The sequence below is a fragment of the Actinomadura sp. 9N407 genome (assembly GCF_044326315.1).
In the GTDB taxonomy this organism is placed as follows: domain Bacteria; phylum Actinomycetota; class Actinomycetes; order Streptosporangiales; family Streptosporangiaceae; genus Spirillospora.
Genome location: NZ_JBIRAW010000022.1, coordinates 40,236 through 55,436 on the forward strand (window position 1 = coordinate 40,236; position 15,201 = coordinate 55,436).

Consider the following 15,201-nt stretch of genomic DNA (forward strand, 5'->3'; position numbering starts at 1 on the left):
GATACAACCCGTTCGCAACCGACCGCAGCCGGTGGGGAATCGGTCAGGCCCCAGAGGCCAGGGGGAGCGGGGCCAGGAGGGCCTTAATGTCGCGGACGGCGGTACGGGCGGCCCGCCCGGCTCCGATGGTGCTGGCGGACGGGCCGTATCCCAGCAGGTGAACGCGGGGATCGCCGGCGACGCTGGTGCCGTCCATCCGGATGCCGCCGCCGGGTCCGCGCAGCCGCAGCGGCGCCAGATGGTCGAGCGCGGCGCGGAATCCGGTGGCCCACAGGACGACGTCGGCCTCGATCGCGGTGCCGTCGGCCCAGGCGACGCCGGTGGGCGTGAGGCGTTCGAACATCGGGAGCCGGTGCAGGACGCCGCTCTCGCGGGCGGCGCGGATCTCGGGGGTGAGGACGAGGCCAGTGGCGCCGACCACGCTGCCGGGCGGGAGCCCGCGCCGTACGCGGTCCTCGACACGGGCGACGGCCTGACGGCCGCTCTCCTGGTCGAACGGACCCTCGATCCACACTGGAGGGCGCCGTGTGACCCATGTGGTCTCTGCGGCCTTCTCAGCGATCTCCATGAGGGCCTGCGTGGCGGAGGCACCGCCGCCGACGACCACGACGCGCGCGCCGGCGAAGTCGTCCGGTCCCCGGTATCCGGCGGTGTGGAACTGGCGGCCACGGAACGTCCCCTGCCCGGGGTAGTACGGCACGAAGGGGCGATCCCAGGTGCCGGACGCGTTGATCAATGTCCGCGCGGCGTAGTCGCCCTCTGACGTCTCCACCACCAGCCCTGACCCCGTCGGGTCCATCACCAGCTCTGGATCGTTCCGGTCCACCACCAGCTCTGCCGCGTCCCGGTCCAATGTCGGCTCCGGCCTGTCCGGACGCACGGCCAGTGGCTCGGTTGCGTTGCGGACGGCGGTCACGTCCACGGGACGACGGACGTCCAGGCCGAACTCGCGCTCGTAGCGGTCGAAGTATTCGGACACCACTTCGGAGGCGGGCCGGGACGCGTCGCGTTCGCCCATGGGCATCCCTGGCAGGTCATGGATGTTGTGCGTCGCGCCTAGCGTCAGCGTTGGCCAGCGGTACTGCCAGGCGCCCCCAGGAAGGGGAGCGTGGTCGAACATGACGAAGTCCAGGCCCGCCCTCCGCAGGAAGTAGCCCGCCGACAATCCCGCCTGCCCGGCCCCGATGATCGCCACGTCGTAAGTCACGTCCACGGCAACGAGCGGAAGGGGCCGCCGGATTCCCGGCGGCCCCTTCGGCCAAGCCCCTTCAGTGACAGGGGACGGTCCTGCTCAGCCCTTACCGCCCGGCTCCGAGAGCGACATGCCCACCGCGGGCGGCGCGCCGCTCGCGGTGGTGATCGACTTGGCGGACGTCTTGCGGCTGCGGCGGCTGCGCCGCTCCAGCCAGTTCGCCACGCCGCTCACCACCATGTTGATCGAGATGTAGATGATCGCGACGACCACGCCGGCCTGCAGCAGGTTGTTGCCGAAGTTCGGCGGGACCTGCTTGAACCCGGCCTGCAGCAGTTCGGGGTAGGCGATGATGAAGCCCAGCGCGGTGTCCTTGAGCAGCACCACCAGCTGGCTCACGATCGCGGGCATCATGACCGTGATCGCCTGCGGCAGCAGCACCAGCCGCATCACGCCGTTCTTGCGCAGCCCGATCGAGTACGCGGCCTCCGACTGGCCCTTGGGGATCGAGTTGACGCCCGCGCGGACGACCTCGGCCAGCACCGAGCCGTTGTAGAGCACCAGCCCGAACACCACGGCGGCGAACGCCGGGACGGTCACCACGCCGGCGTTGATTTCCACCCCGAACATCCCGCCGAAGGTGTCCACCAGCATCCGCTGGAACGTACCCAGCCCGGTCTCGGCGATCACTGGGCTGATCTTGTTCGGCACGAAGAAGGCCAGGAAGATCAGGATCAGCAGCGGGATGGCCCGGAAGAACTCCACCACCGCGCCCGCCGGTACCCGGATCCACCGGTGGTCCGACAGCCGGGCCAGGCCGAAGACGATGCCGAACAGGATGGCCAGAACCGAAGCCACCGCGGCGGCCTTCAGCGTGTTCCACAGGCCCGGCAGGATCAGGTTCGTCCACACGTCGGCCTGGAGGAACGGCTTCCAGAGCTTCGCGTCGAGCTGGCCCTTCTGGTCGAGCCGCAAGACCAGTGCCACGATCACGGCCAGCAGTGCCAGCGCTGACACCACGGTTAGGATGTTGTTGCGCTTCCGGGCCCGGGGGCCAGGCGCGTCGAACAGGACGTTCGCTTCCTGGCTCATCGCGCCACCGCCGTCCGCTTGGCCAGCCAGCCGAAGAAGAAGCCGGTCGGCAGGGTCAAGATCATGAAGCCCACCGCGACGCCGATGAACAGCGGCAGCGCACCGCTGGTGAATGACGGCAGGTCCATCAGGCCCTTCATGACGACGGCCGTCTCCGCGTAGCTGGCGGCGGCCGCCACCGTGGTGTTCTTGATCATGGCGATGAGGATGCTGCCGAGCGGCGCGATCACCGCGCGGAACGCCTGCGGAAGGATGATGATGCGAAGCGACTGGGTGAATGTGAGCCCGATCGAGCGCGCGGCCTCGGCCTGGCCGAGCGGGACCGTGTTGATGCCCGACCGCAGCGCTTCGCAGACGAAGGCGCCGGTGTAGCCGGAAAGACCGATGACGGCCCACCAGTAGTAGCTGGTGCCGGAGTCGCTCGACCATTTCAGGCTCAGGGTGTCGTTGAGCGCCAGGCTGCACATCAGCAGGACGAGGGTGAGCGGCGTGTTGCGCACGATGTTGACGTACGCGGTGCCGACCTTCGCCAGCACCGGCACCGGGGAGACCCTGAAGGCCACCAGGACCGTGCCGATGATGAGCGAGAGGATCGCCGACGCCGCCGCCAGCCGGATGGTCGCCCAGAAGCCGTCCAGGATGGCGTCGAAGTTGTCGAAGAACGGGCCGAAGTCAAACAGGTCGAGTAGCTGTTCCATGGCGTTCCAGCGGGTCAGGGCCACACCGACGCGCTCCCCGGGACGGGTCTACCGGGGAGCGCGCCGGCCTGGCGGGCTTCAGCCTGAGATCAGGCGCAGCCCTCGAACTGCGGGACGGTGGTGGTGGGCTTGAGTCCGGTGCCCGCGAAGTGCTTGTCGAGCAGGGTCTTGGCGGTGCCGTCCTGGTACATCTTGGTGACCGCCTTGTTGACGGCCTCGCAGGTCTCGGTGTCGCCCTTCTTGATCCCGACGCCGTACTTCTCGTCGGTGAACGGCGAGTTGATCACCTTGAACTTGCCCTTCTGCTGGCTGGCGAACCCGGCCAGGATCAGGTCGTCGGTGCTGACCGCGTCCAGCGCGCCGGCGCCGAGCTTGGCGACGCACTCGGAGTAGCTGGAGGCGTCCACGAGCTCCACGCCCTTGATGGCCAGCTTGCCGTCCGGCGGGCCCTCGGTGACGCGGCGGAACGAGTTGGAACCGGCGGCCTTGCAGAGCTTCTTGCCCTTGAGGTCCTCGGTCTTCTTGATGTCGTTCTCATCGGCACGGACCATCGTGTCCTGGTGCGCGACGTAGTACGGGCCGCCGTAGGTGACCTGCTTCTTGCGCGCGTCCGTGATGGAGTACGTGGCGATGACCAGGTCGACCTGGCCGCCGCCCAGGAAGGACTCGCGGTTCTCCGAGCGGGCCTCCTTGAACGTGATCCCGTTCTCGGGGGCGCCCAGCTCCTTGGCGATGTAGCGCGCGACGTCGGCGTCGAAGCCCTCGAACGTGCCGTCGGGCTTCTTCAGGCCGAGTGCGGGCTGGTCGAACTTGATCCCGACCGTGATCTTCTTGCTGTCCTTGACCTTCTGCGCCACCGACTTGGCCTCGGTCTTCTCGGTGTCGGCGCCACAGGCCGTCAGGGCCAGGGCAAGCGCGGCCGCCGCACCGATGGCGGCGCTCATACGACGTACTCGCATTGCTGGTTCTCCCTCTGCTTTTGTGCCGGAGCCGTTCCTGCGCGGGGCCGTTCTCGCGGGGCCGGGGCTCATGCGTGGGTTTCCGCCTGGTTCTCAGGTGGGGTGATCAGGACGTTCGATGGATCAGGACGTTCGATCGGTGCGCGGCCGGTCAGTGCGTAAGGATCTTGGAAAGGAAGTCCCTGGCACGTTCGGTGCGCGCGTTGGTGAAGAACTCGTCGGGTGTGTTCTCTTCGACGATCTGGCCGTCGGCCATGAACACGACCTTCTGCGCCGCCCGCCGGGCGAAGCCCATCTCGTGGGTCACCACGATCATGGTCATGCCGTCCCTGGCCAGCCCGGTCATGACGTCGAGGACCTCGTTGACCATCTCGGGGTCCAGCGCCGAGGTGGGCTCGTCGAAGAGCATCACCTTGGGCTTCATGGCCAGCGACCGGGCGATGGCGGCGCGCTGCTGCTGGCCGCCCGAGAGCTGGGCGGGGTACTTCTGGGCCTGGTTGGCGATCCCGACCCGGTCCAGCAGCTCCATGGCGTGCTTCTCGGCCTCCTGCTTGCCGCTCCCGCGCACCTTGATGGGGCCGAGAGTGACGTTGTCCAGGATCGTCTTGTGCGCGAACAGGTTGAACGACTGGAACACCATGCCCACGTCGGCCCTGAGCCTGGCCAGCTCGCGGCCCTCCTTGGGCAGTTCCTTGCCGTCCACCCTGATGACGCCGTCGTCGATCGGCTCCAGCCGGTTGATCGACCGGCACAGGGTCGACTTGCCGCCGCCCGACGGCCCGATCACCACCACCACCTCACCGCGGTCCACGGTGAGGTCGATGTCCCTGAGCACGTGCAGCTCGCCGTAGTGCTTGTTGACGCGCTTGACCTCGACGAGGGGCGGGCCCATCGGGCCGTCGTCGTCCCGGGCCTCGCCCTTGGTGACCCCGGTGGTGATCTCGACCTCGTCTCCGCTGTCCGTCATGGAGCGGGACTTTACGTCATCGTCGTTCACCGGCGACTCTCGGAGCGGTACCGATCCGATCACGAATCCCCACGTCGGCGGCACGATGGGCACCGGCGAGCCGCTGGGAAGCCCGTTGACCGGCGGGACCTGCGGGACGTCGCCGGGCGTGATCGCGTACACGCTGCCGGTCCCCTGCGCGTACCCTTGGTGACTGTCATGAATGCGCCCCTGGAGACCGGTACCCGCACGTACGAGATCCGTACCTACGGGTGCCAGATGAACGTCCACGACTCGGAACGGCTCTCCGGCCTGCTGGAGGACGCCGGCTACGTGCGCGCGGGGGAGGACGAGCCGGACATCATCGTCTTCAACACCTGTGCCGTACGGGAGAACGCCGACAACAAGCTCTACGGCAACCTCGGCCACTTGCGCCCGGTCAAGGACGGCCATCCGGGCATGCAGATCGCCGTCGGCGGGTGCCTGGCGCAGAAGGACCGCGACACCATCGTCAAGCGGGCGCCCTGGGTGGACGTGGTCTTCGGGACGCACAACATCGGGTCGCTGCCCGCCCTCCTGGACCGGGCCCGGATCCAGGACGAGGCGCAGATCGAGATCGAAGAGTCCCTGGTGACCTTCCCCTCGACGCTGCCGACGCGCCGCGAGTCCCCGTACGCGGCCTGGGTGTCGATCTCGGTGGGCTGCAACAACACCTGCACGTTCTGCATCGTGCCGGCGCTGCGGGGCAAGGAGCGCGACCGCCGCCCGGGCGAGGTGCTGGCCGAGGTGGAGGCGCTGGTCGCGGACGGGGTCCTGGAGATCACGCTGCTGGGCCAGAACGTCAACGCCTACGGCTCGGGCTTCGGTGCTCTCGCGACCGCCCCGCAGGAGGTACGCGACATGACGGCCGGGGGCCAGTCCGCTTTCGCTGGGCTGCTGCGGGCCTGTGGTGACGTGGAGGGCCTGGAACGGGTCCGCTTCACCTCCCCGCACCCCAAGGACTTCACCGACGACGTCATCGCCGCCATGGCCGAGACGCCCAACGTGATGCCCTCGCTGCACATGCCCCTGCAGTCGGGCTCCGATCCGGTGCTGAAGGCCATGCGCCGCTCGTACCGGCAGGAACGCTTCCTCGGCATCATCGACAAGGTCCGCGCCGCCATCCCGGACGCGGCCATCACCACCGACATCATCGTCGGTTTCCCCGGGGAGACCGAGGAGGACTTCGAGCAGACCCTGCACGTGGTGCGCGAGGCGCGGTTCGCCAGCGCGTTCACGTTCCAGTACTCCAAGCGTCCCGGCACCCCGGCCGCCACTATGGACGGCCAGCTGCCCAAGAAGGTCGTGCAGGAGCGGTACGAGCGCCTGGTGGCCCTCCAGGAGCAGGTCTCCTGGGAGGAGAACAAGAAGCAGCTCGGCCGCAAGCTGGAGGTTCTGGTCGCCGAGGGCGAGGGCCGCAAGGACGGCGCCACACGGCGCCTGTCAGGGCGCGCGCGCGACAACCGGCTGGTGCACTTCCAGGTGCCCGAGGAGCCCGTACGTCCTGGCGACATGGTCACGGTCGAGGTCACCTACGCGGCGCCCCACCACCTGGTGGCCGACAAGCCGGCCGAGGAGGTCCGCCGTACGCGTGCCGGGGACGCCTGGGAGGCGCGCCAAGGCAAGCCGGCCGCGCCACAAGGCGTGACGCTTGGCATGCCCGGCATCGGCCGCCCCGCCCCCGCCCCGGTGGCCGAGTCCGGATGCTCGATCGACCAGTGAGCCCCGTGTCTTCCCGCCACACGCCTTACCGCCACGGGCCATGCTGATCTTCGCGGCGGTCTGCCCGCATCCGCCCCTGCTGGTCCCGGAGATGGCCGGGGAGGCCGCGCACGAGCTGGACGGCCTGCGCGCCGCCTGTGAGGTGGCCGTGCGACGGCTCAAGGCCGCCGTCGGTACGGACGGCGTGCTGTACGTGGTGGGGGGCGATATCGCGACGCGCGCCCATGGCCCAGAGGCGGTGGGTTCCCTCCGCCCCTACGGCTTGGGCGACGAGCCGGTGGACGGGCCGGTGCTTCCGCTGTCGCTGACGATCGGCAGCTGGCTTCTCAAGGGCGAGGATGCCCGTTTCCAGTCGGTGGCGTACGACACCCCTGCCGAAGATTGCCTGAAGCTAGGGCGCGAGCTCGCCGAGTCGGCCGAACGGGTCGCGCTCTTGGTGATGGGGGACGGGTCGGCGTGCCTGTCCGAGAAGGCGCCGGGCTATCTGGACCCACGTGCCGAGCCGTACGACGCCCTAGTGACGGAAGCACTAGGGCGAGGCGATGCTCACGCCCTGCGCGACCTGGACCCCATGGTCTCCCAAGAGCTCCAGGCCGCCGGACGCGCGGCATGGCAGGTTCTGGCAGGCGCCGCACAGGACGCGGCACAGGACCCTGCACAGGGCTACGAAGCCGAGCTCCTGGCCTACGAGGCCCCTTATGGCGTCGGCTATTTCGTCGCAACCTGGAACGGGCTCACCGCACAGTGAGCCCACGCCTCTGCGAGCTCAGGCGCCGCCGCCCTGCTGCCTGTTGCGGTCGATGTAGTCGCCGGCCTTCTCCTGGCCCTTGTCGACGTGCTTGGCGTACTTGCCGCCGGTCTTCCGGTCGACCATGTCGCCGCCCTTCTCGACACCCTGACGGGCCTTGTCCCCGTGCTGGCCGAGCATTTCCTTCACCTTGTCGACGATGGACATCTGTTTCCCCCCGGATCCCTCGTCCCGCGGCGTCCGCGGCACCCTTGGGAAGGCGCCGGACGCCCCTTACGATCGGATCCCTACCCGTTCCGCCGGTTCCGTCACCAGAAGTGGGCCAGTGACCAGCAAAGACGTCATCGCCGTCGTGGGGCCGACCGCGGCCGGCAAGTCCGATCTCGCCGTCGAGCTGGCGCTGCGGCTGAACGGCGACGCGGTCAACGCCGACTCGATGCAGCTGTACCGCGGCATGGACATCGGCACCGCGAAGCTGTCCGAGGCCGAGATGCGCGGCGTTCCCCATCATCTGCTGGACGTCTGGGACGTGACCGTCACCGCCAGCGTGGCGGAGTACCAGCGGCTCAGCGCCGAGACCATCGAGCGTGTACGAGCCCAGGGCCGCGTCCCCGTACTGGTGGGCGGGTCCGGGCTGTACGTACGGGCGGCCCTCGACCACATGGAGTTCCCCGGTACCGACCCGGAAGTCCGGGCTCGCCTGGAGGGAGAGCTGGCCCAGACGGGGCCCGGGGTCCTGCACGAACGGCTGCAGACCCGCGACCCCCAGGCGGCCGAGGCGATCCTGCCGTCCAACGGGCGTCGCATCGTCCGCGCCCTGGAGGTCATCGAGATCACCGGGCGGCCGTTCAGCGCGACCCTCCCGGAGCGCCGCTACCGGTACGACGCGGTGCAGATCGGGCTCTCCATCCCCCGTGAGGAGCTGGACGCTCGGATCGCCCTGCGCGTGGAGCGGATGTGGGAGGCGGGCCTAGTGGACGAGGTCCGCACCCTGGCGGAGAACGCGAAACTCAGGGACGGCCTCACTGCGAGCCGTGCGCTCGGGTACGCGCAAGTGCTGCGGTTCCTGTCGGGGGAGTGGACCGAGGAGCGGGCCAAGGAGGAGACGGTCCGTACGACGCGGCGGTTCGCCCGGCGGCAGGAGTCGTGGTTCCGGAGCGATCCCCGGGTGCATTGGCTCCCGTACGACGCGCCCGATCTGGTGGAGCGGTCGCTGGCGCTGGTGCGCTGACGGGGCGATACGGCCGGCGGGGCAATACGATCGGTGGCATGCGGTTTGTCAAGGGGCATGGGACCGAGAACGACTTCGTGATCCTGCCGGATGCCGGCGGGGCCCTCGAACTGGAGCCGGCGACCGTGGCGCGGCTGTGCGACCGGCGGGCCGGGATCGGGGCCGACGGGGTGCTGCGCGTCGTCCGGACCAAGGCCGCCGGGGATCCGGCCGCCGAGGCGCTCGCCGGCGAGGCCGAGTGGTTCATGGACTACCGCAACGCGGACGGCGGCATCGCCGAGATGTGCGGCAACGGTGTCCGGGTCTTCGCCCGCTACCTCGTCGACGCCGGGCTCGCGGCCCCCGGGGAGTGGGACATCGCCACCCGTTCGGGATCGCGCAGGGTGACGCTCGGCGCGGCCGGGGACGTGAGCGTCGACATGGGGCCGCCCGAATACCTGGGTACGGGCGAGGCGTCCCTGGCGGGGCGGGCCTACGCCGGCACGCGCGTTTCGATGGGCAATCCGCACTTGGCCTGCCCTGTCGCCGAGCCCGTCGTGGGACTCGACCTTGAGCGCGCGCCCGTCTTCGACCCGGCGGTGTTCCCCGAAGGCGTGAACGTGGAGTTCTTCCGCACCGTGGGTGAGCGCCATGTGGAGATGCGGGTGTTCGAGCGCGGCTCGGGCGAGACCCGTTCCTGCGGGACCGGAACGGTGGCCGTGGCCGCCGCGGCGGCGAGGGACACGGACGCCGAGCGGGGGGAGTGGACGGTGGACGTCCCGGGCGGCCGGGTCATCGTCACGCTGGACGGCCGTACCAGCCACCTGCGCGGTCCGGCCGTGCTGGTGGCCGAGGGCGAGATCCACTCCGGCTGGCTGCGGAATCCCTGAACCCGCCGGAACCGGCCATCGTCCCGGCAGTCTCGGGACGAGTGTCCCTGACCATTGGGACCGAAAGGCGCTACCTTCAGTAGTGCACACCCTCTGGTGAAGGCCCGCTCGGATCGGGATGGGAGCCCCGATCCGAGTGGTGCCGAGGGCCGGTGGCTCCTTCTTGGCGGGGGGCGGCCACCGGCCCTCCACTCCAGAGCGAGTGGAGGGCACACTCCCCGGAGCGCAGCGCCTCGCCGACCAAGCCGAGCGAACGCGCCACGCGAACGGGTCGAGATGGCCCGGGTCGAGATGATCGGGTTAAGCGACTTCCCGAGAATGGCCATTGTGGCCGCCGTTGCCGCTGATATTGACCGGAAGCCTGGCACGGACCACGGTTCCGCCCTCCGGCCCCGGGCCCACCGTGCAGGATCCGCCGATCTCGGTGGCCCGTTCCTGCATCGAGGACATCCCCACCCCTGAACGGGCGTCGGCGGCCATGCCCACACCATCGTCCCCCACGCACACGTGCAGGTCGCCGTTCAGCGAGAGCCGTACGACGGCGTTCCCTGCCTGGGCGTGCCGGTACACGTTGGTCAGGGCCTCCTGGACGATCCGGTACGCGGCGACCTCGGCGGCGGCGGGCAGTTTGTCGAGGTCGCCTTCCACCTGGACGTCCACCGCGGGCCCGTCCCCGGTCGCCACCACGCCGCCCAGGGCCTTGATGGCGCCGGCCAGCCCGAGATCGTCGAGCGCGGGCGGGCGCAACCCGTACACCAGCTCGCGGATGTCGCCGATGGTGCGTCCCATCGTGGTGCGCAGCTCCTCCAGCAGCGCGTCGACCGCGGCGGGATCGCTCTTGAGCGTGATGCGCGCCGCGTCCACCGTCATGGCCAGGCTGGCCAGCGTGGGGCCCAGGCCGTCGTGCAGGTCGCGGCGCAGCCGGCGGCGCTCCTCCTCGCGGGTCCGCAGGATCCGTTCCCGGGACCGCTGGACGTCGGCGGCCAGCCGGGCCGAGCTGGTCAGCTCCGCCAGGTTGCGGGCCAGGACCTGGGCCAGCCGCGCGTCCGGGGCCCGGTGGACGCCGAACAGCAGCCGGCCGACCGGCTCGCCGTGCCAGACCAGCGGGATCAGCTGCGGGGCGTCGCCCAGCCGGCCCTCCTCGCTGATCGTGGCCGTCCGGCCGTCCCGGTCCAGGACCTCGATCCGCACCCCGGACGCGCGCAGCGCCTCGCGCACCACCGAGACGGCCGTGGCCAGCGCGGCGGCCGGATCGGAGGTGGTCTGCAGCTGCCGGTTGAGCCGGTCGGCGATCCGGTACGGGTCGCGCTCGCCGTGGATCAGCCGGTCCACCGCCCGCTGCAGGCGCCGCCGGGCCGGCTCGAACACCGCGCCGGCGGCGATCGCGCCGAGCAGCCCGCTCAGCGGGCCGTGCGGCGCCACCACCTTGCTGACCAGCGCGACCAGCGCGAAGTAGACCCCGGTGATCACCACGACCAGCCCGGCGTAGACCAGGGTCCGGCTGACGACCAGGTCGATGTCGTACAGCCGGTACCGGGTGATGGCGATCGCGATGCAGATCGGGATGGCCGCGATGACCAGGTTGCGGAACGGATCGCCGATCGGGGTGGTCTCGCCCACGTAGATGACCGCCTGGGCCAGGACGCCGGGGTAGACGACCCAGGCGATCTGCCGGCGCACGTCGGGCGAGGACCGCAGGAAGCGCAGCACCACCGAGAGCAGGGCGAGCGCCAGCGTCCCGAGGATGGTCGCGCTGATCGCGAGCGGGATGTCCTGGAACGGGTAGACCGAGACGCCGTTGTGCCAGCGGCGGGCGTCGGGGTCGATCGTGAGGTGGACGCAGACGATCAGCGGTACCGCGCAGGCCATGGCGAGGACGGGCCGGAACCAGGCCGACACGAGCCGGCCGTCCGGGAAGATCAGCGGCAGCACGAGGGTGAGCCCGAACGTGTCGACCGCCCACAGCCAGACCCCGAGCCAGTTCAGCAGGCCCGTGCCCGGCCAGCCGTTGATCTCGAACAGCGGGCCGAGGTTGAGCGCCAGCACGTAGACCGCCGCGCTGACCCCGCACGCCAGCATCAGCCACGCGACGCGCAGCCGCGGCCGGTGCCGCAGCAGCAGGGCGGCCACCGGGGACCAGAAGAGCGCGATCACGATCTCCGGGTGCCACCACACCAGGCGCCGGGGCTCCGGCAGCCACCGGCCGACGACCAGTGCGGCGAGCACGGCGCCGATCGCGGCAAGGGCCAGCGGCACGGCGAAGCGGGCGGGCCGGCCCTCGCGCTCCTCGGTCACCATCGCTCTCCCCGCGTCAAAAGTAATGGAATGTTAAAGCGTCCCGGTGGTGATCCCGCCGTTCAAGGGTCGGCCGCCTCAGGACAACGGGACTCGGGGAGGCCGACACTGGCCGGGTTTCGGCGCTTTCGCGGGGGCGCGCCGGAGCGCGCCGGGGCTGGTCTGGCGACCGGCGGTGCCGGCGGAGCGGAGGAGGAGGGGCGCGGATGCACGGCGTGGCGGGGGCTCTGATCGCGGGATGACTGCGGGATGACAGGAGGTACCGGCCCTGGCCGGAGCGGCGGGAGCCGACGGCAAAGAGGTACCACGACCCACCCGCCCGGTGGCAAGGCCCTGGCGGGGCCGTCCGCGCGCCCCGGGCGGCACCGGCGCGCGCCGGACCCGCTCGGGCCTTGCCGTTGGCCGGTCCGCACCGGCCATCTGGTGGTGGCGTCGGTGCTCATCGGCGGCGGTCTGATCGTGATGGTTTCGGTACGGTGCCGGTGGCGGCCACCGAGCCTTCAAAGGGGCGGGCTCGGGACACCGCCGGTGCCGGGGCCGAAGCCGCGCCGCTGACGGCGGAACGGCCCGGCGGGATCAGGACCCGGTCGTGGCGCCCGGTGCTGTGGCGGCGGGTGCTGTGGCGGCCGGTGTCGTGGCGTCCGGTGTGATCAGGCTTGACCGGATGAGCGTCCGGACGCCCGTCCGGAGCTGCTCGGGCGTGATGTCTTCGACGATGAGCCGCTGGAGCAGGAAGCCGGGCAGGATCCCGAAGATCGCCTTGCCCGCCGCCTCGGTATCGGTATCGGCGGGCAGCAGCCCCGCGGCCACGCAGCGCCGCATGTACTCGATCCAGTGCCCGCGCAGGCCGGCGACGTTCTGCTGGACGTAGTGGCGCAGGTCGGCGTCGTACATCGCCAGTGCCCAGGCCTGCGGAGCGAGCCGCATCGGGCCCTCCGGGCCGGACAGCTTGACGACGCGCTCGGTCATCCGCACGACCATCTCGTCGAGCGGCAGGACGGGGTCGTGCTCCACGAGCTCGGCCAGGAACACGTGCAGATCGCCGATCACGGTGCCGGTGATGGCCTCGATGATGTCGGTCTTGCTCTTGAAGTAGCGGTAGACGGCGCCCGCCGACAGCCCGGCCTCGGCGAAGATGTCCTGCATGGACGTCGCGTGGACGCCGTTGCGGATGAAGCAGGCCCGGGCGGCGTCCAGGATCTGCCGCCGGCGCCGTTCCAGGTGCTCTTCGCTCATTCGTGGCATGGCCCCAATATAAAACGAATGTTCGTTCTTGACGAATCGCCACGCCCGGTGTCACGCTGGAAGCGCTAAAGAGAACGGACATCCGATTTTTTGGAGGCGACAGTGAACTCCTCGCTGACCCGGCGGGCCGCGGGCGTCGTCCTCGGCGCCGCCGTACTGCAGCTCCTCATGATCATCGCTTTCTCGTGGCCCGCATCGCGGGTCGCACCGAACGATGTGCCGATCGTGACGGCGGGCCCTCAGGCCGCGGCCGTCGCCGCCCGCCTGGACCGCGAACGTCCCGGCGCGTTCGAGGTCACGACCGTCGCCGACGAGGCGGCGGCCCGGCGGTCCCTGATCGACCGCGAGGCGTACGGCGCGATCGTCAGCACGCCCGCAGGGCCCCAGGTGCTGGTCGCCTCTGGCGCGTCGCCGGTCGTGGCGCAGCAGCTCACCCAGCTCGGCGGGCAACTCGCGGGCGGATCCCCGGCCGGCGCAGTCCAGGACGTGGTGGCCGGCGATCCGGACGACCCGCGCGGGGCGGGCTTCGGCGCGCTGGCGCTTCCCCTGGTCATGTCGAGCATCGCCGCGGCGGCGCTGCTGACCCTCGCGATCCCCAAGCTCGTGCCGCGCGCCGCCGGGCTGGTGCTGTTCTCGCTCGTGGGCGGGTTCGCCGTGACGTGGCTGGCCCAGGGCTGGCTGTCGGTGCTGCCGGGTTCCTACCTGGCCGTGTCCTCCGTGATGGTGCTGTCCATCCTGGCCGTCAGCGCGCCGGTCGTCGGCCTCGCCGCGGCCCTGGGTCGGGCCGGGCTCGGCCTGGGAGCGGCGATGTTCATGTTCCTGGGCAACCCGCTGTCGGGTGTCACCTCGGCACCGGAGATGCTGCCGCAGCCGTGGGGCGAGCTCGGCCAGCTGCTCCCGCCCGGCGCGGCGGGGACGCTGCTGCGCTCGGTCGCCTTCTTCGACGGCGCCGGAGCGGCGGGCCCGCTGACCATCCTGCTGGTGTGGGCGGCGGCAGGTCTGGTCCTGCTCGGGATCGGCGGCCTGCGGACGCGTCGCGAGGTCGCCCCGGTGGCCGAACGGGAGCCGGCCCTGGTGTCCTGACCACACTCCAGAGCGTTTCCGGGGGCGTCCTAGTCAGCAGAAGGCGAGGCTAGGGCTTGTCTCAAAGTGGCCTCAGCCACCGCGCGAGCGCGTTACCTGGCCGGTGAGGCTCGCCTTCGGCTTCGCCTCACCGGCCAGATCGCGAAGCGATGCCGCGCTCGCACAAGGCACGGTCACGGTGCGAGCCGCCAGGCGAGCACCGTGGGCCGGGGCTTTGAAACGCTGGCTATGGGAAGGCGAGTTCGATGCCCTTGCGGTCGCTGGTGTAGCGGGCGTTCCACACGAACAGCTTCAGGTCCGAGGGCTTGATGGCGTCCTTCACCGGGAAGTCGCTGGTGATGCGCACCAGGTAGGACGCTCCTGCCGGGATCAGCGTGTCGCCGGCCTCGCTGATGGGAGGCTTGGCTCCGCCGACGCGCGCCGTGACCTTGCTGGTGTTGGGCAGCGTGCACATGTCCTCGGGGATGCCGGGTTGCGGCATGCAGCGTTCGCGCGAGGAGTCGGGCACCTGGGCCAGGGGCATGAACAGGTCGGCCGGGTAGTCCAGCAGCGCGGGGCGCCGCTGGTTGTTGGTGAGGATGTACTCGGCGTACACGTAGGTCGTGCCCGCGGGCGCGGCCTGGCCGCCGGGGGGTCGCCCGTCCGTTCCCGCCTTCACCGCCGCGAGGCCGTACCCGTATCCCTCGGGGGTGGTGATGCTGAGGACGGGCCCTGCCGCGGGCGCCGGGGTGCTGGGGAGGCTTCCCTGCCCGCCTTCCTGGCTGGACAGCGAGGACGGAGGCGTGGTCTCGTCACCGGCGGGCGGCCGGAAGATGACGATGCCGGCGGCGACGGCGGCCATGGCGACCGCGCCGCCCAGGGCCCCGGCGATGCCGAGCTTGCCCGCGCCGCGCTTCTTGTGGCGGCGGTGGGAACGGGGGTTGTTGCCCGGCATGGGCCTGGGCGGCATGGGCCGGTTGGGCATCGGCCTGTTCGGCATCGGCCTGTTGGACATGGCTACCTGTACTCCTCGGCCTCTCCGGTCGGTAAGTACAACCTTTCTTGGCGGGCAGCCAACGATACAGGACGACCGATTGATACGA

Annotated in this window: 15 protein-coding genes; 6 read left to right on the forward strand and 9 right to left on the reverse strand. The window is 70.6% G+C overall.

Annotated features, from left to right (window positions below):
- Positions 1-43: 43 nt before the first annotated feature.
- From ACH34Q_RS29745 to ACH34Q_RS29765, 5 genes are all read right to left on the reverse strand, one after another.
- Complete coding sequence (locus ACH34Q_RS29745; RefSeq protein ID WP_395986401.1) at positions 44-1,213, reverse strand: NAD(P)-binding domain-containing protein; 1,170 nt, start codon at positions 1,211-1,213, stop codon at positions 44-46.
- A gap of 78 nt (positions 1,214-1,291) precedes the next feature.
- Positions 1,292-2,284, reverse strand: coding sequence for an amino acid ABC transporter permease (locus ACH34Q_RS29750; protein ID WP_395986402.1), 993 nt, complete (start codon positions 2,282-2,284; stop codon positions 1,292-1,294).
- Positions 2,281-2,982 carry an amino acid ABC transporter permease gene (locus ACH34Q_RS29755; RefSeq protein WP_395986503.1) on the reverse strand — a complete coding sequence of 234 codons (702 nt, stop codon included), beginning with the start codon at positions 2,980-2,982 and terminating at the stop codon, positions 2,281-2,283. Before ACH34Q_RS29755 ends, ACH34Q_RS29750 begins: the two co-directional genes overlap by 4 nt.
- Before the next feature lie 89 nt (positions 2,983-3,071).
- Entirely contained in the window at positions 3,072-3,941 is an 870-nt protein-coding gene (locus ACH34Q_RS29760; RefSeq protein WP_395986403.1) for a glutamate ABC transporter substrate-binding protein, read from the reverse strand.
- 151 nt (positions 3,942-4,092) lie between these two features.
- Entirely contained in the window at positions 4,093-4,833 is a 741-nt protein-coding gene (locus tag ACH34Q_RS29765; RefSeq protein ID WP_395986504.1) for an amino acid ABC transporter ATP-binding protein, read from the reverse strand.
- 73 nt (positions 4,834-4,906) lie between these two features.
- Here ACH34Q_RS29765 and ACH34Q_RS29770 point away from each other — a divergent pair, with 73 nt between their 5' ends.
- Genes ACH34Q_RS29770 through ACH34Q_RS29780 form a run of 3 tightly spaced genes read left to right on the forward strand, consistent with a single transcriptional unit; the run spans position 4,907 to position 7,396 of the window.
- The gene (locus ACH34Q_RS29770; RefSeq protein ID WP_395986404.1) at positions 4,907-5,101 is read left to right on the forward strand and encodes a hypothetical protein; all 195 of its coding nucleotides are present in this window, start codon (positions 4,907-4,909) and stop codon (positions 5,099-5,101) included.
- Between the two features lie 5 nt (positions 5,102-5,106).
- A complete protein-coding gene (gene miaB / locus ACH34Q_RS29775) occupies positions 5,107-6,648 on the forward strand; it encodes a tRNA (N6-isopentenyl adenosine(37)-C2)-methylthiotransferase MiaB (protein ID WP_395986405.1) in 1,542 nt (513 codons plus the stop codon).
- Positions 6,649-6,688: 40 nt separating this feature from the next.
- Complete coding sequence (locus ACH34Q_RS29780; protein WP_395986406.1) at positions 6,689-7,396, forward strand: class III extradiol dioxygenase subunit B-like domain-containing protein; 708 nt, start codon at positions 6,689-6,691, stop codon at positions 7,394-7,396.
- Positions 7,397-7,414: 18 nt separating this feature from the next.
- Here the strand turns inward: ACH34Q_RS29780 and ACH34Q_RS29785 are convergent, their stop codons facing one another.
- Positions 7,415-7,603 carry an antitoxin gene (locus ACH34Q_RS29785; RefSeq protein WP_395986407.1) on the reverse strand — a complete coding sequence of 63 codons (189 nt, stop codon included), beginning with the start codon at positions 7,601-7,603 and terminating at the stop codon, positions 7,415-7,417.
- A 118-nt stretch (positions 7,604-7,721) separates the two neighbouring features.
- On the opposite strand from ACH34Q_RS29785, the gene miaA reads away from it, so the two are divergent.
- Both miaA and dapF read left to right on the forward strand, forming a co-directional pair.
- On the forward strand, positions 7,722-8,627 hold the full coding sequence (gene miaA, locus ACH34Q_RS29790) for a tRNA (adenosine(37)-N6)-dimethylallyltransferase MiaA (protein WP_395986408.1): 906 nt from the start codon (positions 7,722-7,724) through the stop codon (positions 8,625-8,627).
- Between the two features lie 38 nt (positions 8,628-8,665).
- The gene (dapF, locus tag ACH34Q_RS29795) at positions 8,666-9,496 is read left to right on the forward strand and encodes a diaminopimelate epimerase (protein ID WP_395986409.1); all 831 of its coding nucleotides are present in this window, start codon (positions 8,666-8,668) and stop codon (positions 9,494-9,496) included.
- Between the two features lie 300 nt (positions 9,497-9,796).
- Here the strand turns inward: dapF and ACH34Q_RS29800 are convergent, their stop codons facing one another.
- Together ACH34Q_RS29800 and ACH34Q_RS29805 are read right to left on the reverse strand one after the other, a co-directional pair.
- Positions 9,797-11,794: a histidine kinase gene (locus tag ACH34Q_RS29800; RefSeq protein WP_395986410.1), complete on the reverse strand. Its 1,998-nt coding sequence runs from the start codon at positions 11,792-11,794 to the stop codon at positions 9,797-9,799.
- 573 nt (positions 11,795-12,367) lie between these two features.
- Positions 12,368-13,036, reverse strand: a complete 669-nt coding sequence (locus tag ACH34Q_RS29805) for a TetR/AcrR family transcriptional regulator (RefSeq protein ID WP_395986411.1) — start codon at positions 13,034-13,036, stop codon at positions 12,368-12,370.
- Between the two features lie 102 nt (positions 13,037-13,138).
- On the opposite strand from ACH34Q_RS29805, the gene ACH34Q_RS29810 reads away from it, so the two are divergent.
- Positions 13,139-14,119, forward strand: coding sequence for a hypothetical protein (locus ACH34Q_RS29810; protein WP_395986412.1), 981 nt, complete (start codon positions 13,139-13,141; stop codon positions 14,117-14,119).
- Between the two features lie 226 nt (positions 14,120-14,345).
- On the opposite strand, the gene ACH34Q_RS29815 is transcribed toward ACH34Q_RS29810, so the two are convergent.
- Positions 14,346-15,113 (reverse strand): hypothetical protein, encoded by a 768-nt coding sequence (locus tag ACH34Q_RS29815; RefSeq protein WP_395986413.1) that lies wholly within the window; start codon positions 15,111-15,113, stop codon positions 14,346-14,348.
- Positions 15,114-15,201 lie beyond the last annotated feature (88 nt).